The organism is Moraxella sp. K02 (genome assembly GCF_041154755.1).
Lineage (GTDB): Bacteria > Pseudomonadota > Gammaproteobacteria > Pseudomonadales > Moraxellaceae > Faucicola.
In genome coordinates this window covers 72,068-97,294 of sequence record NZ_AP031590.1, presented here as the reverse complement: position 1 = coordinate 97,294, position 25,227 = coordinate 72,068, and the positions used below count along the sequence as shown (strand labels likewise).

Annotated in this window: 24 protein-coding genes and 2 pseudogenes; 12 read left to right on the top strand and 14 right to left on the bottom strand. The window is 42.9% G+C overall.

Going from position 1 to position 25,227, the window contains the following annotated elements; all coding sequences use genetic code 11:
* Window positions 1–54: 54 nt before the first annotated feature.
* From ACAM39_RS00450 to ACAM39_RS00440, 3 genes and pseudogenes are all read left to right on the top strand, one after another.
* A pseudogene (locus ACAM39_RS00450) lies at window positions 55–282 on the top strand (threonine synthase); the annotation flags it as partial.
* Window positions 283–630: 348 nt separating this feature from the next.
* The gene (locus tag ACAM39_RS00445; RefSeq protein ID WP_100269270.1) at window positions 631–1,374 is read left to right on the top strand and encodes a TorF family putative porin; all 744 of its coding nucleotides are present in this window, start codon (window positions 631–633) and stop codon (window positions 1,372–1,374) included.
* Between the two features lie 321 nt (window positions 1,375–1,695).
* Window positions 1,696–1,851, top strand: a pseudogene (locus ACAM39_RS00440) (IS1595 family transposase); the annotation flags it as partial.
* 109 nt (window positions 1,852–1,960) lie between these two features.
* On the opposite strand, the gene ACAM39_RS00435 reads toward ACAM39_RS00440, so the two are convergent.
* The 3 genes from ACAM39_RS00435 to ACAM39_RS00425 form a co-directional block, all read right to left on the bottom strand.
* Entirely contained in the window at window positions 1,961–2,299 is a 339-nt protein-coding gene (locus ACAM39_RS00435) for a YnfA family protein (RefSeq protein ID WP_369627815.1), read from the bottom strand.
* Window positions 2,300–2,508: 209 nt separating this feature from the next.
* Window positions 2,509–4,398, bottom strand: a complete 1,890-nt coding sequence (gene parE / locus ACAM39_RS00430; protein ID WP_369627814.1) for a DNA topoisomerase IV subunit B — start codon at window positions 4,396–4,398, stop codon at window positions 2,509–2,511.
* 112 nt (window positions 4,399–4,510) lie between these two features.
* A complete protein-coding gene (locus tag ACAM39_RS00425; RefSeq protein ID WP_369627813.1) occupies window positions 4,511–5,140 on the bottom strand; it encodes a YqiA/YcfP family alpha/beta fold hydrolase in 630 nt (209 codons plus the stop codon).
* Between the two features lie 261 nt (window positions 5,141–5,401).
* Between ACAM39_RS00425 and ACAM39_RS00420 the strand changes: the two genes are divergently transcribed.
* Both ACAM39_RS00420 and ACAM39_RS00415 read left to right on the top strand, forming a co-directional pair.
* Window positions 5,402–5,686: a DUF1289 domain-containing protein gene (locus tag ACAM39_RS00420; RefSeq protein WP_369627812.1), complete on the top strand. Its 285-nt coding sequence runs from the start codon at window positions 5,402–5,404 to the stop codon at window positions 5,684–5,686.
* A gap of 71 nt (window positions 5,687–5,757) precedes the next feature.
* Window positions 5,758–6,744: a putative bifunctional lysylphosphatidylglycerol flippase/synthetase gene (locus ACAM39_RS00415; protein ID WP_313424776.1), complete on the top strand. Its 987-nt coding sequence runs from the start codon at window positions 5,758–5,760 to the stop codon at window positions 6,742–6,744.
* A gap of 149 nt (window positions 6,745–6,893) precedes the next feature.
* Here ACAM39_RS00415 and ACAM39_RS00410 read toward each other — a convergent pair whose 3' ends face one another.
* Window positions 6,894–7,049 (bottom strand): DUF1328 domain-containing protein, encoded by a 156-nt coding sequence (locus ACAM39_RS00410; RefSeq protein ID WP_007115844.1) that lies wholly within the window; start codon window positions 7,047–7,049, stop codon window positions 6,894–6,896.
* A gap of 610 nt (window positions 7,050–7,659) precedes the next feature.
* On the opposite strand from ACAM39_RS00410, the gene ACAM39_RS00405 reads away from it, so the two are divergent.
* Window positions 7,660–8,151 carry a hypothetical protein gene (locus ACAM39_RS00405; protein ID WP_369627811.1) on the top strand — a complete coding sequence of 164 codons (492 nt, stop codon included), beginning with the start codon at window positions 7,660–7,662 and terminating at the stop codon, window positions 8,149–8,151.
* Window positions 8,152–8,323: 172 nt separating this feature from the next.
* On the opposite strand, the gene sstT is transcribed toward ACAM39_RS00405, so the two are convergent.
* The 3 genes from sstT to ACAM39_RS00390 form a co-directional block, all read right to left on the bottom strand.
* Window positions 8,324–9,559, bottom strand: a complete 1,236-nt coding sequence (gene sstT, locus ACAM39_RS00400; protein WP_369627810.1) for a serine/threonine transporter SstT — start codon at window positions 9,557–9,559, stop codon at window positions 8,324–8,326.
* Window positions 9,560–9,684: 125 nt separating this feature from the next.
* Window positions 9,685–10,152 carry a DNA polymerase III subunit chi gene (locus tag ACAM39_RS00395; protein WP_369627809.1) on the bottom strand — a complete coding sequence of 156 codons (468 nt, stop codon included), beginning with the start codon at window positions 10,150–10,152 and terminating at the stop codon, window positions 9,685–9,687.
* A 22-nt stretch (window positions 10,153–10,174) separates the two neighbouring features.
* Window positions 10,175–11,689, bottom strand: coding sequence for a leucyl aminopeptidase (locus tag ACAM39_RS00390; RefSeq protein WP_369627808.1), 1,515 nt, complete (start codon window positions 11,687–11,689; stop codon window positions 10,175–10,177).
* Between the two features lie 379 nt (window positions 11,690–12,068).
* On the opposite strand from ACAM39_RS00390, the gene lptF reads away from it, so the two are divergent.
* The 4 genes from lptF (at window position 12,069) to ACAM39_RS00370 (ending at window position 15,953) form a co-directional block, all read left to right on the top strand.
* On the top strand, window positions 12,069–13,184 hold the full coding sequence (gene lptF / locus ACAM39_RS00385; protein WP_472828213.1) for an LPS export ABC transporter permease LptF: 1,116 nt from the start codon (window positions 12,069–12,071) through the stop codon (window positions 13,182–13,184).
* Complete coding sequence (gene lptG, locus ACAM39_RS00380) at window positions 13,181–14,254, top strand: LPS export ABC transporter permease LptG (protein WP_369627806.1); 1,074 nt, start codon at window positions 13,181–13,183, stop codon at window positions 14,252–14,254. Before lptF ends, lptG begins: the two co-directional genes overlap by 4 nt.
* A 1-nt stretch (window position 14,255) precedes the next feature.
* On the top strand, window positions 14,256–14,921 hold the full coding sequence (locus ACAM39_RS00375; protein ID WP_369627805.1) for a DNA glycosylase: 666 nt from the start codon (window positions 14,256–14,258) through the stop codon (window positions 14,919–14,921).
* 210 nt (window positions 14,922–15,131) lie between these two features.
* Entirely contained in the window at window positions 15,132–15,953 is an 822-nt protein-coding gene (locus tag ACAM39_RS00370) for a DUF305 domain-containing protein (protein WP_369627804.1), read from the top strand.
* Window positions 15,954–16,053: 100 nt separating this feature from the next.
* On the opposite strand, the gene ACAM39_RS00365 is transcribed toward ACAM39_RS00370, so the two are convergent.
* Together ACAM39_RS00365 and ACAM39_RS00360 are read right to left on the bottom strand one after the other, a co-directional pair.
* Window positions 16,054–16,380, bottom strand: a complete 327-nt coding sequence (locus ACAM39_RS00365) for a chaperone modulator CbpM (RefSeq protein WP_369627803.1) — start codon at window positions 16,378–16,380, stop codon at window positions 16,054–16,056.
* A gap of 112 nt (window positions 16,381–16,492) precedes the next feature.
* Window positions 16,493–17,485, bottom strand: coding sequence for a DnaJ C-terminal domain-containing protein (locus ACAM39_RS00360; protein WP_369627802.1), 993 nt, complete (start codon window positions 17,483–17,485; stop codon window positions 16,493–16,495).
* A gap of 174 nt (window positions 17,486–17,659) precedes the next feature.
* Between ACAM39_RS00360 and hisH the strand changes: the two genes are divergently transcribed.
* Entirely contained in the window at window positions 17,660–18,295 is a 636-nt protein-coding gene (hisH, locus tag ACAM39_RS00355; RefSeq protein ID WP_369627801.1) for an imidazole glycerol phosphate synthase subunit HisH, read from the top strand.
* Here hisH and ACAM39_RS00350 read toward each other — a convergent pair.
* From ACAM39_RS00350 to ACAM39_RS00340, 3 genes are all read right to left on the bottom strand, one after another.
* Window positions 18,292–18,804, bottom strand: coding sequence for an OLD family protein (locus ACAM39_RS00350; RefSeq protein ID WP_369627800.1), 513 nt, complete (start codon window positions 18,802–18,804; stop codon window positions 18,292–18,294). The two genes, hisH and ACAM39_RS00350, sit on opposite strands and share 4 nt — an antisense overlap.
* 9 nt (window positions 18,805–18,813) lie before the next feature.
* Window positions 18,814–20,025: an AAA family ATPase gene (locus tag ACAM39_RS00345; protein WP_369627799.1), complete on the bottom strand. Its 1,212-nt coding sequence runs from the start codon at window positions 20,023–20,025 to the stop codon at window positions 18,814–18,816.
* 67 nt (window positions 20,026–20,092) lie between these two features.
* Window positions 20,093–21,412 carry a valine--pyruvate transaminase gene (locus tag ACAM39_RS00340; RefSeq protein WP_369627798.1) on the bottom strand — a complete coding sequence of 440 codons (1,320 nt, stop codon included), beginning with the start codon at window positions 21,410–21,412 and terminating at the stop codon, window positions 20,093–20,095.
* A 104-nt stretch (window positions 21,413–21,516) separates the two neighbouring features.
* Between ACAM39_RS00340 and ACAM39_RS00335 the strand changes: the two genes are divergently transcribed.
* On the top strand, window positions 21,517–22,893 hold the full coding sequence (locus ACAM39_RS00335) for an ATP-binding protein (protein WP_369627797.1): 1,377 nt from the start codon (window positions 21,517–21,519) through the stop codon (window positions 22,891–22,893).
* 125 nt (window positions 22,894–23,018) lie between these two features.
* Here the strand turns inward: ACAM39_RS00335 and ACAM39_RS00330 are convergent, their stop codons facing one another.
* Entirely contained in the window at window positions 23,019–23,198 is a 180-nt protein-coding gene (locus tag ACAM39_RS00330) for a hypothetical protein (protein ID WP_369627796.1), read from the bottom strand.
* 157 nt (window positions 23,199–23,355) lie between these two features.
* Window positions 23,356–25,020 carry an ATP-binding protein gene (locus tag ACAM39_RS00325; protein WP_369627795.1) on the bottom strand — a complete coding sequence of 555 codons (1,665 nt, stop codon included), beginning with the start codon at window positions 25,018–25,020 and terminating at the stop codon, window positions 23,356–23,358.
* Window positions 25,021–25,227 lie beyond the last annotated feature (207 nt).

The following is a 25,227-nucleotide window of genomic DNA, read 5'->3' as shown; positions in this document are numbered from 1 at the left end:
AGACAGCTAAAAGGATAAAAAATGACCAAACCTAATCCAAGAGTATTAGAAGTAAAAGGCGTATTCGTTGAGCCTGCATCGGCGGCTTCAATCGGCGGTGCAATCCGTGATATTAAAGCAGGTAAAATCGCTGAAGGTTCGGTGATCGTTTGCACAGTGACGGGTAATGGTCTAAAAGATCCTGACACTGCGATCAAACAATGTGCCGATGCCGTGATGCTCACCATCAATGCCACATTGGATGATGTCAGAACATCAATCCTATCAAATATGGAAAAATAATTTTTCATGCTTTGCTCAGAAGAAAATACTTAAAAAGCCAACCAACTGCGGTTGGTTTTTTTTATTGCATCGTGCAGAATATAAACTGTATAAGAATAATTCCTATTTACAAACAATTTGATACAGTTTGATTTGTTTTGGTGCAAAATCAATAAATCGCCCAATATTTGTGCAATACAATAATGCTTCAAAGTTGGTTTTGTAAGTTATTGCAGTTTTATTGCAAAGAAATAAGATAAAACAGTAACTTAATAAAGTTGGCACGCTCTTTGCTATTTCAATAACAAGTTCAGAGTCAAATCATTTCGATTTGAACATTTGTAATAAACAGCTTGGGGGAATACCAACATGAACTTTAAACTTTCTACATTAGTGGCTGCATCTTTACTCACTTGTGCAAGTGGCTTGACTATGGCAGCTGAAAGCGATGTATCATTCTCTGGTACTGCAGCAATGACTTCAGATTACCGCTATCGTGGTATGACACAAACTGAAAGCGACCCTGCCGTTCAAGTTGGTTATGGATTAACCCATAGCTCTGGCTTATACGCAGGTGTCTGGGGCTCGAATGTCGGCTTTGGTAGCTCATTAGAGCTCGATCCATATGTAGGTTATAGCACTGAACTTGGCTCTTTGGCGTCTAAACCAGTTTTAGATGTCGGTTTATGGTACTACGGCTATCCAAGTGCTTCTGATTTGAATTGGCTTGAGCTGTATGCACGTCTAGGTTTTGCAGACACCATCACTGTTGGTGACAGTTTGCTTGCAAGCGTGAATTTCACTAATGATTTTTTTGGCTTAGATACTGATGCATGGTATTTAAACCTGACTTATAGCATGCCATTGAGCGCATCTTTCGGTGGTGTAGCAAGCTTAGGTTATACCACTGCTGACGATTATGATTTCAGTGATAACGCTAGTGGCGATGATAACTACATCGACTGGAAAGTTGGTGTGACTTACAGCTTTGCTTCTGTTAAAGACCTGTCAGCTGAGCTTGCTGCTGTCGGCACAAATATTGACGCCGACACCAACCCGTACAAACGTGGTGTAGAGACTGGTGCTGTATTTACAATTACTAAAGCATTCTAAGTTGTAAATAGCATAGGCTAGAAAATTAGCCTTGCGATAAAAAAATCCTGTCTTACTTCAAGGCAGGATTTTTTTATGGAGAATTGGTTCTAATACCAAACCCAATAGTTAAAGTCTTGCTTGTGTAGGACGCATGCGATGCACCGCTGGCTATATCTCACCAAAAATGGTGCGTAAAACGCACCTTATTATATTTTTTGGGTTTGGTATAAATACGTCTTGGCATGTTAAATGCTTAATATTTATATCGAATAAAGATTGTTTGAATAGATTAAAAAGAAGGGGCTGTCCTAGATGAGTAAAATTATTTAGGATAGCACTATGAGAAAGAGTAAACTAAGTTGGTATAAACAAAGCAGACTCATCGAGTTATTTGTTGCCGGTTCTACCGCGAGAACAGCAGCAAGCTTAGTTGGTGTTAATAAAACCACAGCCAGTTATTACTTTCATAGGCTAAGACTGCTTATTTACGAGAATAGGGGCTGTATACATTAGATTAAGATACTATATTAAATTAAAATACTAAGCTAAAATTTTCAGTTTACATTAGCTCACTGAAATTAGCAAATTTGTCGATTGGAGGAATTTATAACAAACTTTTGGGCTGTAGGATGATAATACTTGCGCCCAACAGTATCACCAAACCGCCCATGCTGTCCCAGTGCGTTAAAGAAACGCCATCGACAAATTTTAGCCATACCAAAGCCGTCGCGATATATATGCCACCATATGCGGCATACACTCGCCCTGTCGCTGTGGGGTGAAGGGTCAATAGCCAGACGAACAGGGCAAGCGTGATGGTCATAGGTACAATGAGCCAAAGTGGTTTGTGCTGTTTGAGCATCAGATAGCCGAGATAGCAACTGACAATCTCGGCAATGGCGGTGATAAAGAATAACAGCAGGGTAATCAACAATTTAGTCATATTCGCGGATTTGCTCCATGTTAGATGTTAGATGTTAGGCAGAAGGGGAAATTTGATAAATCGCATCACGAGCGTCATTTTCTTTTGAAAAGTCTAAAGCCTAATAGGATTTATCTACTTGATAATGTTCAAACGTAGCTGATAGCGGTGCTCTTTCAAAAGTATGCGTTAGCATTGGGGGCTTAACGTCAATCATTTTTGCGTAGCCATTAAACCCCAATTTCCGCCAAATCGCCTTTTTGCTCAAGCCATAATTTACGGTCACTTGAGCGTTTTTTGGCAAGCAGCATATCCATCACGCTATCGGTTGCAGTTGGGTCATCAAGGTCTAGCTGCACCAAACGTCGCGTATCAGGATTCATCGTGGTTTCACGTAGCTGTTCAGCACTCATCTCACCCAACCCTTTAAAACGGGTAATTTGCGGCTTTTTGTTTTTTGCCACTTTTTTCAAGATTTGCTCAAGTTCGTCATTATCAAGGGCGTACTCCACCTCTTTGCCAATATCAATGCGGTATAGCGGTGGCATTGCAACGTACAGATGCCCTGCATCAACCATCGCTTTAAAATGTTTGACAAACAGCGCACACAGCAACGTGGCAATATGCAGTCCATCCGAATCGGCATCTGCCAAAATACAGATTTTATCATAACGCAGTTCGCTCAAGTCGTCCGAATCAGGATCAACGCCAATGGCGATGGCAATGTTGTGGATTTCTTCACTGGCAAGCACCGTATCGGGCGATACTTCCCACGTGTTCAAAATCTTGCCTCGCAAGGGCATAATCGCTTGAAAATGTCTATCACGTGCTTGTTTGGCACTACCGCCTGCTGAATCCCCCTCCACCAAAAACAGCTCTGCGCCATCTCGCAAATCACCGCGACAATCCGCCAATTTTCCTGGCAATGCTGGTCCTTGGGTGATTTTTTTACGCTCAACTTTTTTGGCAGATTTTAGCCGTTTGCCTGCTTTATTAATCGCTAATTCAGCGATTTGTTTGGCAATCTCCGAGTTTTGATTGAGCCACAAGCTAAAGCCATCTTTGGCAAAGGCTTGCACCACGCCCGCCGCTTCTCGGCTCGATAGGCGCTCTTTGGTCTGTCCGCTGAACTGCGGTTCGGAGAATTTTAGCGATAAAATATAATTGACCCCATCCCACACATCTTCAGGAGCGAGTTTGACGTTGCGCGGCAGTAGATTGTGCAGTTCACAAAATTCTTTCAACGCGTCCGTAATACCTGTGCGTAGGCCATTGACGTGGGTGCCACCTTGTGCCGTAGGAATCAAGTTAACATAGCTTTCTTGCACAGGCGTACCACCCTCGCTAAGCCAACAAATGGCAAAACTTAACCCTGCTCGCTCGCCTTTTTTGGCGTCGTAATTAAACACAAATGGCTGTTCTGGCAAGGTGATTTCTTCGACCAGTTGCTCGGTCAAGTATTGCGATAGCCCATCGGTAAATTGCCAAACGTCTTTATCGCCGTCAATTTCATTGATAAAAGTGATGGTCAGCCCTGCCGATAATACGGCTTTGGCTTTAAGATGGTGTTTGAGTTGTTTGATATTAAATTTTGGCGTGTCAAAGTATGTTTCATTGACCCAAAACCGCACGAGTGTGCCACGTTTTTTCTTGTTAGAAGACGGGGCAACCGCCAGCGGAGCAACGGCATTGCCATCGACAAATTGCATGGTAAATTCTTCACCATTTCGCCACACAGTGACATCGACTTTGTGCGACAAGGCATTGACGACTGAAATTCCCACGCCATGCAGACCGCCTGAGACTTGGTAGTTGTCGGTAGAAAATTTACCGCCTGCGTGTAGGCGTGTCAAAATCAGCTCAATGCCCGATTGGTTGAATTCTGGGTGAATGTCAGTGGGCATGCCGCGCCCGTCATCTTCGACCGACAGCGAGCCGTCGGTGTGTAGAATGACAGTAATATTTTTGGCGTGACCTGCTAAGGCTTCGTCCACCGAGTTGTCGATGACTTCTTGGGCAAGGTGGTTGGGGCGTGTGGTGTCAGTGTACATACCAGGGCGACGGCGTACTGGGTCAAGACCTTCTAACACTTCAAGTGATGTGGATGTGTAACTACTCATAACAACCTTAATTTTTTAAAATTTTAAATGATTCATAATAAATAGTAGATATAGCTAGTGGTATGAGATAAACCCATTTTCTAGGCTAAAGCCTGACCTTTCGAGCAAATTTTTACTTAATCAGCGGCAAGCCGAACAAGAACAGTATGATTTGCGGTAATTTGGTTTCAAAATCACTCATACGATGGTCGCCACCCTCTTCCACGATGATATGGCTTTGGGCATTGCTTTTTTCCAAAGTGCTTTGACTAAAATAATTGACCGCATCTTGGAAATTAAGCAGCTCATCGCCTTTTTTCAAAATTACCAATAAATTCTGCGGATTGAGCGATTGTTCGGGGCGATTCGCTACCAGCCACTCAATATCTTTTTTGCTAATATGCCAGCCATCGGGGGTCACGTGACCGATATAATCATCGGGCAAACTGTCAAAATCTTCCCCAAAAAAACGCTTGAGACTTGTGCCACTGTGCACACTTGGATTGAGCAATACCGTTTTTTTACCTGTCAAATTTGCCAAAATATTGCCATAAAATCCACCGAGCGAACTACCGACCAAACCTGTATTCGGGTCTTTGGCAATAATTTCTTGGATTAAAGCAATCGACTCATTGGGTGAACGATTCAAATCGGGCGCAACAACCTTGATTTGTGGGAAATTTTTGGCACAAAAATCTTTGAGTTTTTGCGCTTTTTCGGCGTTTGAATTGCTATCAAGTCCGTGAATATACACAATTTGCATGGCTTTATCTCAAATTTTTAATTATAGTAAATTATCATATCGACTGTTGTTGGTTTGGCTAACATTTAATCTTAGCATTGCTTGGCTAAAATAGCCATGATGCGAGGTTTCAACACGTTAAAATTTGTCGTGTTAATTAGCTAGCCGTGTTTAGTGGTACGTTTTTGTCTGTGTTATTTGATTTTCAGCCCAGTTAACCCTATCTCTGCATAGGTGGATTACTCGTCCATTTGTATGGCGTAGTCAGGAGTTATCACCGCGATGGAGCAGCAAGAGTTATTTGATATTGCCAGTCCTTGTATTCAAGTCTGCGAGCTTGATAAACAGGGGTATTGTAAAGGCTGTTTGCGCAATCGCACCGAGCGTGACCTTTGGCTACTGATGAATGACTCACAAAAGCGGCAAGTACTTAAGTTATTAACCATCCGACGACTCAAACGACTGCGTGCCCAGCGTTTGGCGCACCAAACACACACCCAAACTGCGCAAGATAATGAGATAAATTTGACATTGTTTGAAGATAATGAAAATAATGTTGGCGACTAATTGATTAATTGATTAATTGATTAATTGATTAATTGATCGTAATGTCTACTAAAAAAAATTAGGTTGAATGCATGAATAGTTCTTGGTTTAAGCAGGTTTGGCGACTTGCATTAACAGCGATTACGGTATTGATTTTTTTCATGGCAATTCGTGCGCTTTACCGTTTGACCAAAACTGTGCACTATCAAGACGTTCTAGACGCTATCGCGCATATTCCTACTTTCCATCTTATTATCGCCGCCATCGTGGTGGCTTTTGGTTATTTAGTACTCACTATTTATGATTTTATTGCGCTCCGCCAACTCGGCAAAAAACTTGATTACCGCCATGTCGCCCTCACCTCTTTTACCGCTTATGCCATTAGTCACACCATTGGACTCAATCTTGTGACCGCGAGTGGTATCCGTTATCGTAACTATCGCCGTTTTAATCTGACTCATAATGAAATTGCCAATATCGTCTGGATGGTGTCGATGGCATTTACCTTTGGTATTACCACGTTGATTGGGGCGTCTTTGACTAGCCATCCTGAGATTACCATTCAACTATTGTCTGAACTGGATAAATCCCTTGGCATCTTTGAGCATACTTTTTATGTACGGGTGCTTGGCATCACCATGTTAAGTATGATTGCGGCGATTATTGTATATGCTGGCAAGCAAGGCAAACATGTGGTGATTCGGGGTTGGCGTTTTGATTTACCGCCCGCCAAAATTGTGCTGCAACAGATTGCGATTGCCATTTTAGATTTAAGTACCGTGGCGTTGGTACTATACTTACTATTGCCGCCTTCTGAGCATATCAGCTATTGGGCGACCTTTTCTGCGTTTATTCAATCAATGGCAATCGGTATTTTAAGTCATGTCCCTGGTGGTTTGGGGGTGTTTGAAGTGGTTATGATTACGGCTTTGCCAAAAGTCGATCGGACACAGATGCTGGCGGTGTTATTGATTTTTAGATTACTGTATTACATCATGCCATTTTTGGTTGCCTTACTGGCATTGCTGGCATATGAGGCAAAGCTATATTTGAGTGAAAATTCTGACAAAAAAAAATAACCTTTTACATTTTTAACACTTTGCATCAAACAAACGTGTTTTCATATCGTAAAAGGTTATTTTAAGCGTGTTTGGTACGATCATACCAATTTAAAAAGACCTGTCAAATCGGCCTATCGTATTAACATTTAGTATCTAAACTTCAGTGTTTAAACTTTTCGGCTAATAAAGGCGATAATAAATAAAATCACCGCTACTGCCAAGAACACATATGCCAAGTTTGCCGATAAACCTGCCACACCACCAAAACCTAAGAAACTCGCAATTAGTGCGATTACCGCAAAAATAATAGCCCAACGAAACATGATAATTCTCCTTTTTTTATTGTTTTCAATGTCCTGCTTCTATACTTTGAAAATTTTAGACAATTTGCATTTTAGTTGTTAAAGCATGTTAACCTATGCTTTATCACATGACTGCATATTAAAATGATTCTATCTTGTTGTAACGAGCAATTTTGTAAGGTTTGTGGCATTCTCATAGCCGTTATATAAAAAAGTGCAAAAAAAAGCCCTACAAGGTTGATGACGTTGACGCTTCTAGTAAGCTTTAGTAAGTTTTGCAACGCTTTGTTAATACGTTAGCATACCCAGTCTTTTAGTCATATCATAAAATTTACACTAAAATGAAATTTGACGGCGTTTCATTGACAATTTCACCGATTGTTAACGCTACCGAATAACTTCCTTAATGCCAACAGGGTTTATTTACGCATTCTCAACATTTTGCCCGCAATCCTTACATTCTTGTGTCTAATGATTGTTCTATAATGACACCCAGGCGTTTAGTACTCCCCTAAAGTATTTTCTTGATAATTGATGACACGGTCATATTTGGGGATGATACTAACTATCTAATATAACTATAGAAAACAAGCTAACCATCAACCTAGCAATCAACAATGAGGAAAAAATTATGAAAAAATTAGCCACAACGCTTACTGCATTAGTCATAGCAACAGGTCTTACGGTCAGCGCCCAAGCAGCGACTAAAGTAACAACTACGACCAAATCGACTACCACACATAAAAACGTAGCAACGGCAAAAGCAAAATCGCAAAAAGCTACTCAAAAATCCACAAAAGCATCAAAAAATACTCACAGCACCAAAGCTTCAGCTAAGGCTAAAAAAGGCAGCAAAGCAACGCCAAGAACCAGTGAAATAAACATTGATATCCCAGCTGACCTAAAAATCGACGAAAGCAATAACAAATCTGTTGCGCTAACCGCACCTATGAATACTCAACCAAATCCTGCAGTTGTGGTACCTGTAGCAAAAGTTACCCAAACAGGCCCTGCAGTTCAATCAGTCACCGTGCAACCGGTTGATGATAATACAGCAATTACCTCAACAACAACGACCGTGCCCGTTGACGTACAAACCGTGCCTGTGGTAGTAAACCCATAATCGCCAATTGTTAAGTGATTTTTATAAAAAAAGATGCCTGCGTGGCATCTTTTTTTTGTGGATAATTAGCTAATTAGTCTATTGATTATTTGGACAATAAAAAAGACACGCTTGATACCCTTTTTTAGTGTTCCTTTTTTATCGTTATATGGCTCAAAATCTTTAGCAACCTTTAGCGATGATAAGCATATTTGGGATCTGCTGCCGCGGTGAATAACACGTCCGTTGATGAGTTGAGTGCTGTCTCAACCGAGTCTTGTACTACCCCAATAATAAAGCCAATTGCAACTACCTGCATGGCAATGGTGTCAGGAATATTAAAGAAACTACAGGCCAATGGTATCAATAGCAATGAACCCCCTGCTACACCTGATGCCCCCGCCGCAGCTAAGGTAGATACCACCGCTAACAACAGCGCAGACCCGAAGTCCACATGAATACCTAACGTATGTGCCGCTGCCAATGTCATGACATTGATGGTAATCGCCGCCCCTGCCATATTAATGGTGGCACCTAGTGGAATAGTGATTGAATAGGTATCTTCATGCAAACCTAACTTATGCGCAAGGTTTAGATTCACAGGAATATTGGCGGCTGAACTGCGAGTAAAGAAGGCGGTGATGCCACTTTCTTTAAGACAGGTAAACACCAGTGGATAAGGATTTTTGCGGGTTTTGACAAACACAATCAATGGATTTACTACCAACGCAATAAACGCCATAGAGCCGACCAATACTGCTAACAAACGGGCATAACTTAATAACACCGACAGACCCGTTTCAGCGATGGTTTGTGTCACCAAGCCAAAAACACCCAATGGCGCAAACCAAATCACCCATTTGACCACGCTTGAGACCGCCTCCGATAAATCGTTAATCATTTGCTTGGTATGGTCTGAGGCATGGCGCAAGGCAAGACCCAAAATCGCCGCCCAAGATAGCACGCCCATGTAGTTGGCATTAACGATCGATTTGAAAGGATTTTCCACCATGTTGGTCAATAGTGCTTTTATCACTTCTGCTAAGGATGACGGTGGCGTCTGACTGACTTCACCCGCTTTTAAAATCAATTCGGTTGGGAATAAAAAGCTTGCTACTACCGCCGTCAAAGCTGCCAAGAACGTACCTGCCATATACAGCGCCATGGTTGAGCGAACATTGACCTGAGTGCCTGATTTATGCTGACTGATAGCGGCAATGATTAAGATAAATACCAACAACGGTGCAATCGCTTTTAACGCACCGACAAACAACGCACCCAAAATTGAGATGGTTTGCGCCACACTCATGGATAAACCGCCGATGATAGTCGGATTGGCTAATGAACCGACTAAAATACCGAGTATCAGCCCTATCACAATTAAAGGCACCAACCCCACGCGCTGATACGCTTGGATAAGCTTTAACATAATAACCTCTTAATATTTCACCGCAAAAATGGCTGATATATTAACATTTTTTAACAATTTGCATAAATTATTTTTAAAATCGTCAACTTGTCAACTTAAAGTTATCAAAGTGCTGGGTAGAGAGGTTATCGGATTTGAAAAACTTGGATGGTAGGTGGGCTGCTAGTTGCCAGGGCTTGTAATTGTGCTTGATAAACGCGGTATTTGTGACGACCACTTTCAACGTGTTCGGGGGCGGCGTCGATAACTTCTAGCAGGCGGCTAGCTTGGGTATCTACAATTGCTTCGTTGGTGAGATTGATGACGACGCCATCAAATTGGGTGACGAGCTCAATATTATCGGTAAGTACCACACTGGCAGGGATTTTTTGGTGATAAAAGGCATCAAGTTGCTGGATAATTTGGTGGGGAATAAACGCCACATCACTCAATGACCATAATCGGTCATCAAGTGAGGGGAGTAGCTCGGATGCTGCCACTACGATAATGCTATCCTCGCTTTTGGTCAGCACAGTTGAAATCAGCTGGCAGACGAACGCCAGCTGTTTTTTTTGCGGGGACAAAATATAAAAACTAATTTGTGATGCCATCATGGGGTGGTCAGCGTCCTATCACTTAGACTGCATCTTGGACAGCTTGGCGATAAAGATAATGCATCAATAACGGTACTGGACGACCCGTTGCGGTTGGCTCTTTGCCCGACTGCCATGCCGTCCCCGCGATATCCAAATGCGCCCAAGGGATATCTTCAACAAACTTCGATAAAAAACACGCCGCTGTGACTGACCCTGCCGGCATACCGCCAATGTTTTGCATATCTGCCATGTTCGATTTAAGCTGCTCTTGGTAGTCATCATCCAGTGGCATGTGCCAAACACGGTCATACGCTGATTCGCTAGCTTGTTCAAGCTCAAAAATCACATCTTCATTGTTACTGTATAGACCTGAGCGCACATAACCCAGCGCCACGATACATGCCCCAGTCAAGGTTGCCATGTCGATAATCACTTTTGGCTGATAGCGCTGTACATATACCAAGGTATCGCAAAGTACTAAACGACCTTCCGCATCAGTATTGAGGATTTCGACGGTTTTACCATTCATGGCGGTGACGATATCGCCAGGGCGAGTCGCTGTTCCTGATGGCATATTCTCCGCACAAGCGAGTGCGCCAACGACTTGTAGCGGTAGACGCACTTCACATAGCGCTTTAATCATCCCCATGACTGCAGCCGCACCGCCCATGTCATATTTCATCTCCCCCATACCCAGACCTGGTTTGATTGAGATACCACCACTGTCAAAGGTGATGCCTTTGCCCACCAGTACAATGGGTTGCTCTAGGCTTGATTTTTTGCCTTTGGTTTTGCTATTTTTGTCTTTTTTGGCGGCTTTGCCATTGTACTCAAGTAATACTAGTTTAGCTTCATGCGCTGAGCCGCGAGCGACTGCCAAAAAGCAGTTCATCCCTAATTGCTGCATGTCTTTTTCACCCAATACCTTGACCGTCAATAGCTCTGGGTATTGATTTGCCAAGCTTTGCGCTTGCTCTGCAAGATACGCAGGGAAACATACATTCGGTGGCTGATTTGCCAAATCTTTGGTGAGTGATTGACCTTGGGCAGTCGCCTGCTGCAGCTGTAGCAGGGGGTCAAACGCGGCTTGGTTGTCTGCGCTGACCAATAAGGTCAAGTCTTTTAGCGTCGGTTTATCCGCTTTTTGCGATTTATAAATATCAAAGGTATAGCTTTGATTCAACAGGGCTAATGCCAACTGACCAAAACTCACTTCATCCATACTATCGCCTAAACTAATCACGGCAGATTTGGTAAGACGGCTCAAACTTGCATAAATCGCTTTGGCAATTTTTTGCAGGCTACCGCCGTTTAATTTGTCTTGACTGCCCACGCCAACCAATAACAGACCCGTATTATTGTCTGTGCCATAACTGATGGCGGTGTCGGCAAGTTTACCCTTAAAACGACTTGCTTCAATTAGGCTACTAACAGCGGTTTGTAGCTCGCTCGTTAGTTGCCCCATAGTTTGGCTATTGTCATCTACCAATACCACGTGATAGCTATTCTTGACCGGTTTTTTAAGCGCGGTCGCCAGTGTTAATGTCAAACTCATTTAAGCTCCTTAATTATTGTCATCAAGAAATAACTATTATCATAGCATACCTATTATCGTATTTGGGTTATAGCATTGGGTTATCACTGGGCGATGGGATAGCAGACGTCATTGCGTAGGGTAAAATGCGGCTGTGAAAAGTCTTTGTAAAAAGTGGCTTTGATAAAGCGGCTGTAAAAAGTGCTGCTGAAAAGCCATTGTGAAATGTTACCTTACAGTATTCATATTCATAATCTCTCGGCAACGCGCTAAAATAGCCGATTAACAGATGCGCCGAATGGTATGATGTCGTACAATATTGGCATTTACTTCCCTAGCTGTTTGAATTGATTAATTTTTGAGTAATATTAGGTGGTTACTTGTGATATTACGACGCTATATGACGCAACAAGTCGCCGCCAATACTGCGATTGTGCTGTTATTTCTGATGGCACTGATGCTCGGCGGTCGCTTAATCCGCTATTTTGGTATCGCTGCAGAAGGCAGGCTGGATGTGGGTTTGCTATTTGCTATTATTGGCTATAACATTCCAACCTTTCTTGAGCTGATTTTACCGCTGTCATTTTTTATCGCCCTGATGCTCGTGCTCGGTCGTATGTACGTGGATCAGGAGATGAGCGTTCTGTTTGCCAGTGGTATCAGTCGTGGCCGTTTGACGCGTTTGATGATTCCGCTGATTACTGGGCTATTTGTATTTCAAATGGGGATTAGTCTTTGGGCAAAACCATGGGGACTGTCTAACAGTGAGCAGATTTGGCAAACCCAGTCGCTCGGTAGTTTGCTTGATTTAGTGCGTCCAAAAACCTTTATCAGCAGTGGCAACTATCACCTGTATGTCGATGAGTTTGATAAAGAAAAACGTGAACTCAAAAATCTATACGTGGTGCAGCAGCAAACCGATAAAAGCGGCAAAATCGCCAAAAACGATGTTATCATCACCGCCACGCGCGCCTATCAAGTACCCAGTAAAGACACGGATAGCTCAATGCAGCTGGATTTGTTTCAGGGTCGTCGCTATGAGCTTAGCACCAACAACGCCAAATACAACCAAGCCAGTTTTGAAAAATATCGCATTACCCTAGAAAAACCTGCCAGCGAAACAATTACCGAAACCAATGTTGAAACCCAAACCACTGCCAAACTGCTCGCCAATACCCAAAAACCCGAAGTCAAAGCCGAGCTCGGCTATCGCTTTACCATGCCGTGGCTGATTATCATTGCGGCGATGCTTGCTACCCCGCTTGCACAGGTACGCCCCCGTCAAGGACGCTGGCTTCGTCTGTTACCTTCCGTGCTCATATTCGCGAGCTGTGCGATTAGTATCATTTCGCTACGCACTGCCATTGGTAAAGAGCGCATTAGTGAGTACGCGTATATTTGGCTAATCGTTGGTTTTATCGCGTTTGCATTGTTGTTAAATTGGCAAAGCCGCGTGGTACATCGTGTCCGCTATCGTCGCCAAAGTCGTCAGTTGTCCCCAGGCGGTCAGCCATGATTTTATCTTATTACGTTAAAAAACAAGCGCTTTTTGCCATGACAGGGGCTATCATTGGTCTTTGGCTACTTAAAGTCGTCTTTGATTATCTGGCAGAGTTGCAGGATCTCAATGATCATTACAATTATTTAGATGCCTTGCGTTTTATTGCCTATAGTGCACCCAGTGATTTACTCGATTATATGCCGTTTGGGACGCTGTTAGGCGCTGTGGTAGGTCTAGGCTTGCTTGCCAACACCAGTGAGCTTACGGTGATTCAAGCCGCAGGTATCAGCCGCTTTAAAATAGTCAGTTGGGTGATGCAACCAGCGATTATTTTTGTCATTATTGGGCTATTACTTGGGCAGTATGTAGTGCCAACTAGCAATCAGTTAGCGCACCAAGTCAAGCATGACAAACCTTTGCTATCAAGTGCCATCAACGGTTATTGGGACAAACAAGCCAACCGCATCATCAATATTGACTATGCCAATACCAAAGGCGAGCTCAAAAACATTAAAGTTTGGCAGCTAGACGACACTGCTCATATCCAGCAAGTGCTGCAAGCCGATACTGGCAGCTTTGTCAGTCAAAACACCGCCGATAAAACATCGGGCTGGCAGCTGCAACAAATCAAACAATTAACCATCGCCGCCGATGGACACAGTCAGTTGACCACCATCCCGACTATGACGCTGCAGTTACCCATTGAGCCGTCAGCGATTTATCTGTTAACACGCAGCCCTGATAACATGTCAGTGACCGAATTATGGCAGCACCAACAGCTCTTAGCCAAAGACAAACGCCGCTCGCTTGAGCATGAAGTTGCCTTTTGGAAAAAACTATTGTCGCCTTTCGCCATGCTATCGCTAGTGTTAGTTGCTTGTTCATTTGTATTTGGCTCCTTGCGTAACCAAAGCTTGGGCTATCGTATTGTGATTGCTCTGCTCTTTGGCTTGGTATTTAGTTATCTGCAAGATTTAGTCGGGTTTGTCAGTTTAAGCACGGGATTTTCACCGTTTTTTATGGTGCTGTTACCGATTATTGCCAGTGCCGCGCTTGGCGTGTATTTAATTAGAAATAAAAACTGATATGTCTGCCGATTTATTGACTGACCCGCGTGTCGAAGCCCATCCATTTGGTAACTTCTTTTTTGCTGATACCAAAGTCTTGATGATGGGTACCATGCCGCCCATGCCTGACAAATGGTGCATGCCATTTCATTACCCCAATTTTTATAATGATATGTGGCGTATCATGGGCAAGGTGTTTTTTGATGATATCGATTATTTTCGAGTCGGTGAAGAAAAACGCTTTGATGCCGAAAAAATTAAAGCATTTTTACAGGCTTATAACATCGGTGAATGTCCCTCAGTCACTCACGTCATCCGCGAAAAAGGCAATGCAGCTGACGAACATCTGACCGTGGTTGCGACGGTTGATTTGGGTAAAGTGTTGGCACAGCTTGAGCAGGTCAAGTGGATTTATACCACCGGTGGCAAAGCCACAGAAGTGCTGATAGCGCTGGTGAACCAAAGTATCAGTGACCCCACTTCACCCTATTTTGACCCCAGCCAAACACCCTATAAACTGCCAAAAACCAATCAGTTTCTTGAAGTTAACGCTTTTGGGCGAGCATTTGGTATTTATCGGTTGCCATCGACCTCGCGCGCTTACCCGCAAAGCTTGGAGAAAAAAGTAGCCGCTTATCGCGCGTTTTTTGTCTTGGCAGGGATATTGCCCGCAAGTGACAGCTAGCAGCTAGCATAATTGACAGCTAGCATAATCAGCAGTTAGCAAATGATAAGCAAGCTGCCATGACACAATTGATATAGTCACTGTGCTTGCCCTACTTTATACTCTTGCCTAAGACTGATAATCAATGCTGACAGTCAATGCACACAGTCAATGCTTACAATCATCATTTCAAAACACACCGTATAAAAATCAAGGCATGGGAGCCGATGCATGTCCAACACCGCACCATCAATCTTGCTTGTCATCGCAGTTATCAGCATGATTGGTTGTGAGCAATCTGATTCTCAGCAGCCAACACCCCCGACGGGTGCCAGCGCGAGCGCGCCCCAAGAATTTGATGATAAACCATTGCCCCAAGTATTAGACACCCAGGCAATCAATAACAACATGCTTACCGTCAGTCAACTGGCGCAAGGCTACTTGATGCCTGACTCAAGTACCATCAATGACTATCAAGAAGCGTATTTTACTGTCATCAAGCAGCCAAGCATCGATGCGGCTGCAGCCAGTGACCCAAACGCCCTCAATCAATTTGACTATATACCCATCTCGCCTGATATGATTTTTGTCAAAACTATGCTGAGTCATTTTGATGAAATCATCGCGCTTGCCAATATTGAGCAGCGATACGGCAAAAACCCTGAACTGCTAGACTTAGCCCGAGACATTATTAGCTCACGCCAAAATGAATCACAAATATTACAGAATTGGCTTGCCATGCAACTGATTCAAAATACCGCTGACCCTAATCAGTCGATGGCAGATAGTGTGGCAGCCCAGCAAGAAATCGATAGCATTATCGATGATATGCAGCAAGAAATGGTCGACACGGTAATGACTAAAAACGCCGACCAAGCGTTTGCCCAAACCGTGCTGATTCATCATAAAGGCGCGATCGCGTTCTCCCAAGTGATTGCCAAATATGGTAACGATGACAAAGTGCGTAGCCTTACCAATACCCTAATCGATACCCAACAAGCCGAAATACAACTTCTACAAAATTGGCTCCGTAACCACGGTTTTGCCCAATAATCGTTTGCTGTAGTAAATAAAAAGGGCGGATTATCGCACGATAACCCGCCCTTTTTTAGGATTAAACTCACCTAATTGATGTTGACTAACTTGATGTTTGTTAACTATCATCCACATCATGAACCATTCGCGTGAGCGTGATTTGCCGCTGTAACTGCCGAAGCGGTCTTAGCTCGTCAAGCAGCGATAGTATCAAGCCAATTGCTTGCGGACTGGCATCAAAATCACGGCGTAGGCGTGAGGCAAGGCGCACTGTGGTCAATTGTGCGCTATTAAAATAGGGCTGGCTGTCGATGGCAGGCGTTTCAGCATAAATAATATCTTCATCCATCAGCGCTAATACCCAGCTTTTATCCCAACTACTCGCCGTAATCAAATCATCTAAGGTTAACCGTAATGATAAATCCGTATTGGTGGTTTGAGCCATGTTGCACTCCTGTTGTGTATCTCTAGTTATGTTTGGTGCTGGTTTGTCATTTTTTTTATTGTACTGCCTATTTTTTTTGCCTAGTTATCAATAAAGCTTAATTATCAATAGATTAGCGCATTGGCACAAACGAGGCAAATGCCGATTTGAACGCTTCAAACGCTTGGATATCTGCGTCTGTATCGATTTTTGGCAACACGATATTTAAACTTAAATACAAATCACCGGCTTCTTTGGCTGGGATACCTTTACCTTTAAGGCGCAGATTGGTACCCGTGCGGCTATTTTTTGGGACATTGACATTGACCTTACCAGCAGGCGTGTTGACCGTGATTTGACCGCCCATGGCTGCTTCCCAAGGCGCAACGTCTACCGTTTGGAACACGTCTTTGCCTTCTACACGGATATTGTCTGGGTGATTAAATTTAATTTTTAGGTACAAATCGCCATTGTCACCGCCATACGGGCTTGGATTGCCTTGTTTTGCCAAGCGAATTTGTTGCCCTTCGGCAATACCTTTGGGGATTTTGACTTCAATGGTTTTGGTTTGATAATCCAGCCCTGTCGCGGTTTGCACGGGTAAATTTAGGCTGATTTTACGGGTATCGCCTTCATAAGTGGCTTTCAAATCAATTGATAACTCGGCGTGCTGATCGTCGCCTTTGGTCGAACGTTGCGACTGTCTGCCACCAAATCCGTCTGAAAACCCGCCTGCCCCGCCCCCGAATGTCGAGAAAATATCATCAAATCTAAAGCCACCCGCGCCTTGCGACTGACGACCGCCAGCCCCACCGCCAAACTGGCGAAGGATTTCATCCAAATCCGCTTGGCTCATATTGGCATTAAAGCCCTGACCGCCGCCCATGCCGCCAAAGCCTTGACCCATATAAGGGTTATCTAGCATCAGGTCGTATTGAGCGCGTTTCTCAGCGTCCTTGAGCGTTTCATAGGCGTTATTGATTTCACCCATTTTGGCGTCAGCATCGGGTGAGTCGTTGATATCAGGGTGATATTGTCGTACCAGTTTGCGATAGGCTTTTTTAATATCTGCTTCACTGGCTTTTTTATCGACGCCTAAAATGTCATAATAGTTTTTTTCTGCCATTATTATTGTCCTTACAATTTTGCGAATAATGTTATTCGCGCAGCAATGTGATGATATTAATATAATGGCTATTTTGGCATTTTTCAAAACTTCTTTGGTAATTGACGATGATGAGCGCCAAGTGATATCAGCGTTTAATCGCAGTTTTGGGCTTTTTTGACAACAGGATAAGAGATGACAAAGGTTGCATTGTTAGATTATGGCATGGGTAATTTACATTCGGCGGGTAAAGCCTTAACGGCAGTGGGCGCTGATGTGTCGATCACGCGTGACTCTGCGGTGATTGCGGCAGCGGACAAAATCGTCTTCCCTGGCGTAGGGGCAATGCGCGACTGTATGGCAGAGATGCAGGCAGCAGGTATCGCTGATGCTGTCAAAACGGCTGTATTTAATAAGCCTGTAATGGCGATTTGTGTCGGGATGCAGGCGTTGTTTGAGCGCTCAGAAGAAAATGACGGGGTAGACTGTCTAGGGGTACTGGGTGGTGACGTCAAACGCTTTGATGATCATTGGCTAGATGACAAAAATGAACGCATTAAAGTGCCGCATATGGGCTGGAATACTATCACCCATATGGATTTGGCGCATCCGCTATGGCAAGGGATTGAAGATAATACCTATTTCTATTTTGTGCATAGTTTTTATTGTGTGCCGTCTGATCCATCGATTGTGGCGGCAACCTGTGATTATGGCGTCGAGTTTTGTGCCAGCGTGATTAAAGATAATCTGTTTGCGACCCAGTTCCACCCCGAGAAAAGCCATACCGCAGGATTGCAGCTATTGAAGAATTTTGTTGAGTGGAGAATCTAGTAGCTTTTTTTCAAGATTTCTCGCAACATGACAATGGTCATTTTGGTTGTCTTATCCAAAACAGGTTTATCAAATAATGGTGAATAGCTACAGGCTTCAGTTGGGTCGCCTGATAGCTGCGGATGTAATTTATTTTTGCAAGCTTGGGATGTCAGTAGTGCTGTCTGTTTTAACACCTCTAACAACATTCCTTCAAGGCACAATGGCTCAGATTGTAGTAGGATAAAATTTTTCTCTTTAGCGGTTTTGGTGTCTTTTGCATCAATCGCTACATCTGAATCCATCAAAATATAGATATAATCAAACGCTCGGTGTTGGGTCTGTTTGACTGTATATTTGATGACATCATGCGGTGAGCCACCTCCTGCAAAGTCTAACGTAACTTTTTTACCTGACAACCGATTATCATAAATCGACTTCATGTGTTGCAAGAATGCTTCCTCATGCTCGCCTTCACCCACGATAATTAAAGTGGTTTGTTGTTGATTGCGGATTTTTTTCTTCGCCATGCCTATCCCTTACAAATTCGGTACGGCAGAAAAAGCCCCTGCCATGTATTTGGCATAAAGGTTATCGTCATTGCGTATACCTTCCACTTCATCTAATCGCCATGCTTCTGATTTTTGGTCGATTTTTTCTACCAAATAAATTTGATGCTTGTTGAGAATATTAAATACTTCAGGCGTATGGCAAGTAAAGATAAGTTGGGCATTGTGGGGATTGGTGTATTGGGAACGGAATAAATTAAAAATCTCTGGCAGTAAATGCGGATGTAAGTCGTTGTCGAGTTCATCAATAATAGCAATACCGCCATTTTGTAAGACAGGTAAGATTAAACTTAATAAGTTAAAAGCTGACTGTGTACCATTAGACTCTTGGAAAAAATTCAGTTCAAAAGTTTTCCCGTCTATAGTTCTATGTATACCGAAAGGCAATAATATTTCTTGTGTTTCCGAGGAGTCTTTTGCCAAAGCAGTGATTTCCTTGATAACTATTTCCTGTATCCCTGTATCAAATTTGCATAACAAATCCTCTGCTGTTTTCTTAAGCTTTTCATTCTCGTTAAACAATTTAGTAGCTTTAACAATAGAATTTGCATTTTGACTTAGTCTACCGCCAGCGACAACATTTGATTCATTATTCATTAAGGAATTAATAATTTGCTTAGCAATTTCATTTTCAAAAATTTCTGCGTAACTAATTAATGAAACATTTTTTTGAGCATCATTTGCTAAAGAGGGTCTAATGAAACCATTATGCCTGTAATCTAGAACACCGTTAACGTATGAACGTTTGAAAATGTAACTAAATTGACTACTAGATTTTTTGTAAAGATTTTCTTTTACAATTTGTTCCCTATTAATAACTAGTTCATACCTGTATTCTTCAAAATTATTTTCTAAGTTTTTTAGCAAAAAACCCATATGAAATGTGGCATCTTCAGGCTCACTTAATATATGGGTTTGTATAACTATTTGTTTATCACTATCAAATGTTTTAGCAGAAGTACATATATACCAAGTCAAAAAAGACAATGGTTTAAGAAATTGAGTTTTCCCCGACCCATTGGCTCCAACTACCGCCATAATTTTATTTAGGCGAATGTTATCTTGGGTTGTTTTGACGGTAAAATCATAGGCAGAAACTGTCGCCTGTTTGCTAAGTTCAAACGACACTTCTGTCTCATCAAGATAAGAATAAAAATTATTAAATCGAATATATTTAATCATAAAATTCCAAATATCACATAAATTTGTGATTTATTGATTAATATAGCACAATTTTTTCTGTAGCAATTTAAGAATTGTAAACCGCTCTCACCACTTCCCCAATGGTGGCAATGCCTTTTTTCAAGGTTTCATCATCTTGCGCGATGCTTAAGCGGATGCACTCATGGGCATGCCTAAAATTCTCGGTATCCACGCCAACAAAGAAATGCTCGCTAGGAATAATCAATGTGCCTTTGGCTTTTAATCGCTCATACAGCTCAACCGTGGTTATCGGCAAATCTTTAAACCATACCCACAAGAAAATCGCACCTTCAGGCTTGTGGATTTTCATCGCATTGTTATAGGGGCTTGGCAAGTCGCCCAGTTCTTGTTTTAGCAGCTGCACCGCTAATTTGGCTTGTCCTTGATAAAACGGACGAATATGATTGTCTGACAAATCTTTTAGCCGGTCATCTTGTAGCAGTGGCGTAGCAATCGCCGCACCAAAACGGGTCGGCGCTAGATTGACAATCGCATTTAGGCTGCTAATCGCTTTGACCACTTGCGGATTGGCGACCACAATCCCTGTACGCACCCCAGGTAAACCGATTTTTGATAGGCTAAAGCACAAAATAATCTGCTCATTCCAATTGAGCGTGGCTTTGCTATAGATGATATTGGGGAACGGCATCCCATACGCATTGTCAATAATCAGTGGAATATCAAAAAGCTTGGCAATCGCTTCAAGGCGTGCCATTTCGTCATCGGTCAGCACGTTGCCTGTTGGGTTGGTGGGGCGGGAACAACAAATTGCCCCAATTTCGCCGTTGTGCAATTCAGACAAATTCTCTAGCGTGTCAAAATCGACTCGGTATTTAAAAAAACCGTCTTCACCTTGATGTTGCACAAATTCGATGCTGGGTGGCACTGCGATAAAATGCTGCCCGTCCACATGGGCATCGGCATAACCCACGTATTCTGGGGCAAGGGGTAATAGAATTTTTTTATCTATGCTGCCTTGTTTAGTATCCTCAAACTGCCCACCAAACAAGTTAAATAAATAAAAAAATGCATTTTGTGAGCCATTGGTCAGGGCGATATTGTCTGTGGTAAGTCCCCAATCATAATAGCGATTAAAAAAATCTACCAATGCTGCAATAAACTTGGCATCGCCCTGCGGCGTTGAGTAGTTCCCGATATTTTCGATGGCCATTGCGCCCATATCACCTTCAGCTAGGGTTTTAAACACCGACCAATAGGTTTGGTTAACTGTATCAATCCGTGCTGGATTGCCACCGCCGAGCATATTAATCGGTTGCTCGCTGTTAAGCGCGTTGCCCAAATCATCCATTAACTGCAAAATACCGCTGTTTTTGGTAAACTTTTCACCAAACTTTGAAAACTGCATGATTGCCCCTTTAATTTTGCCAAGCTATCTGCGTATTATAGCAGGATGCAAGTGCCGTTGCCCGTTTTGACTCACCTGCACAGCCACCATCAGGATACCTCAGCATGAAACCGCATTTACCCAAACTCAAAGGCTATAGCCACACTTGGCAAACCACCTTGATGGTGATGTTGATGGTACTGGTGAGCGTGGCATTATCGCTGTGGTTTTTTTGGCGCAGTCTGTATTTACCAGAGCTACAAAACCATGCGACTTATCTTGCCAATCAGCTGTTGATGATTGATAAAGCGGATAAAGATTTTAAAAACAATCCCGAGCTTAAAAATTGGATTATTGATGCCTCGCATATTAACGTGATTACTGACCCACAACAGATACCTTCTTTTCAAGAAAAAACCTTGGTGGATTACTTTACCCAGCGAATGGCAACACAGATGGAAACCGTGATGCAGCGCCCTGTATCGGTCAATTTTAAATTCAAACCCGTACCGATTTTGTATATTCAAGACAGCGCGCATCCGGATGTTTGGCTGCAAGAGCCTGTCAAGTTTTATGCCAAATATAGCCCAACGTCGATTTACTTTTTCTTATTGGGGATTCCGCTTGCCACGTTGCTGACAATTTTGTTTTTGGTAAGACAATTAAATCGCCCGCTCAAACGCCTACAAAAAGTGGCGATTGATTACATCACCCTTGGGCACGCCAACAATTTGGTGACCAATGAAGGCTCAACGGAGATTCGTCAGGTGAATTTGGCATTTAATCGACTGTTTCATAACTTGACCCAAACCCAAAAAGAACGCAATATTATGCTCGCTGGTATTTCCCATGATTTGCGCACGCCACTGACGCGGATGCGACTCACAGCCGAGATGCTACCCGATGAGTTTTTGCGGGAAGGGCTAGTGTATGACATTGAGGACATGGACGCGATTTTGGAGCAGTTTATTTCATTTATGAAAGATGGCTCAGATGAAGCAGTGCGATTGACCAACCTGCGCCCCATCATTAACGAGATTGTGGTGCAGTTTGCCCCCACCCCATTTATTATCGATATCCAAGACGATCTGCCCAGTGTGCCATTGCGACCCTTATCCATCAAGCGTCTCATCGTTAATTTGGTCAATAATGCTTGTCGCTATGGTCAGCCGCCCATTCATATTGAGATTAGCATTGATGATGATCTACAGCCTACTGAGCAAGTGGTCACCGATGAAACACTAACGCCAGAGATAACCTCTAGACAAAAATACTTAACCATCAAAGTTAGCGATGAAGGGCAAGGCGTTGCCGAAGATCAGCTCGAGCGGATTATGCAGCCATTTGAGCGGGGCGAAACGGCACGTACCACGCAAGGAAGTGGACTTGGGCTTGCGATTGTAAGCCGCATTACTCACCTGCACAATGGTAGCGTCATCGCTCGTAATCAGCCCAATGGTGGTGGCTTAGTAGTAGTGGTGAATATTCCGATTATAGAATGAATGATTATAGAGTAAAGATGACAGAAAACTAATTGGTTGCTTAATAGGTTAGGCTAACCATGATTCTTGGGTAGCTTTGGTTTTAGTAGCTTTGGTTTTGATAGCTTTGGTTCGGGTAGCCATTTTTACTTTTTAGTACCAATCATGGGGGGTAGCTCACTTGACACATTGGTGGCTGTGACAGGATGAACCAATGCTGCACGCGCCTGTGAGACTGACTCGCTTTCAGTAGGTTTGCGCAAAAAACTATAATAACCAAAAACAGCTATGTTGAGTACCATCAAGGCTAAAAATAGGTAACGCATACCATCCTCGCTTGTGATTATTTCGCTTATCGGTTAATTGATATGCGCAAATTTTGCTAAACCATTGCATAACTCACTAAAATTTAGCCGAGTCTGAGCAAATTTGCAAGCATCACTGGTAACGAGCTTATGACCCTTGCGCTTGCGTGTATTTTTTCTAGCTACTTTTTTGGGTAATTTCATCCGCTTCAATACTTGAAGCTAGCTGGCTTTTTGGCCATTTCATGATAAATCGCGCCCCACCCAAGGTCGGGCTTTCATCCACTGACATCCGGCCGTTAAACCAAAACGCAATTCGAGACACGATTGATAAGCCAAGACCATAACCACCCGAGGCACGGGTACGACTATCATCCAAACGCGCAAATGGGATAAAGACTTTTTCACGGTCTTTTTCTGGAATACCCTGTCCATCATCTTCCACACTGATAAAGGCCTCATTTTTTTCTAAGCCTGCTGAGATGATAATAGTGCTTTCGGCATAACGGGTGGCATTACCTGCCAAGTTTTGCAACACGCGGTGTAAATAGCGTCTATCGGCTTGTGCAAACGCACCTTTTTGCATGTTGCCTACTTTAACGGTGACAGGTTTACCAAGCGCATTGGTCTCGCGGACAATCTGCGACACGAGTTCTTGCAAATCGACATCTTCCCAGTCCATTTTGGGTGAGCCTTCTTCAAGCTTGGCATAGGTCAAAATTTCATCAATTAAGCCATTGAGCGATTCGATATCCTGGTCGATATAATCACGCTGACTCATCCGATCGTCATAATCATCCGTATCAGCCAGCATATCCACCGCAAAACGGATACGTGCTACTGGGGTGCGCAGCTCATGGGATACGGCACGGGTCAACTCGCGCTGGGATTCAATCAAACGGCGGATGTGCTCAGTCATACTATTAAAGGTTGCGGCTAAATGGGCAATTTCATCTTCGCCCACGACTTTTACTTTGGTATTGAGCTTACCTTCGCGCACTTTGGTGATACCGCTTTGAATAAGCTGCAATTTACGCTCTAATGGGAAAATCAGCGCATACACCCCTAGACTAATCAAGAACATACTAATGAGCGTGATACTAATAATCAGATTAAGCGGAAACCAGTTAAATAGCGGAATGGGTCCCAAATCCACCACGGTATCTTGGATTTCAGTCGGTGCTAATACCCGAATCGATGAATTCTCTACACTGGTATTGTCACGGAACATAATCACGATGTCTTTGCGATACAGGCGCGCTTTTTGGTCGGTATCAAGTTGAAGTTTATTAATGGATTGCAAGGTGAGCTTAAAAGGGAAAAATTTTTGAATTTGTTGCAAGCGTTGCTGTTTTTCTGCCAAAGTACGATAGTAAGACAAATCATCGAGCAGCAATACGCCTATCCCTTTGATTTGTTGCTCACTGAGTTTATTAAAACTCACATGCAACACGTTATTCTCGCCCGAGACTTTATGATAAATCTCAGCCGTATTGGTATCGCTATTAAAACGTACTACGGCTTGTTGTTTATTGAGTCGATTGATTTCGCTGGTTCTAAAATCTGCTTTTGAAGTCGGTTCAATATTAAACTTGGTATCAAATAAAGTACTGACATCAGAGAGCCAAAAATTACGCTCTTGGGCAGTGACTTGGCGCGACAAGCCTGAATCAATGAGATAAAATGCCGCTGATGCCATATCCTCGCGATAAGTCTGTACCCGCTCTGCATTGATAGTGGTGATAAGCAGTTGCGCAAAAAATGCAACCAACAAACAGATAAATAACAGACCTGCATAAATTCGCAGAAAAATAGACTGGTTTAAGGACGATAATAGCGACATAAAAATCTAGGGTTAAGGTCAATAGATAATAGCGGTATTATTACCTAGCAAAATTAATATTACAATGTAAAATTCATGAAAAACGGTGAGGCAACTGTCTAGTAACGTAGTAAATTGTTGTCCAAAACCTTTCAATTGCTAAGTAGCAAAATACACAGCGACAAAAAAAGCCAGCTTGATGCTGACTTTTTTATCGATACGGTGTTT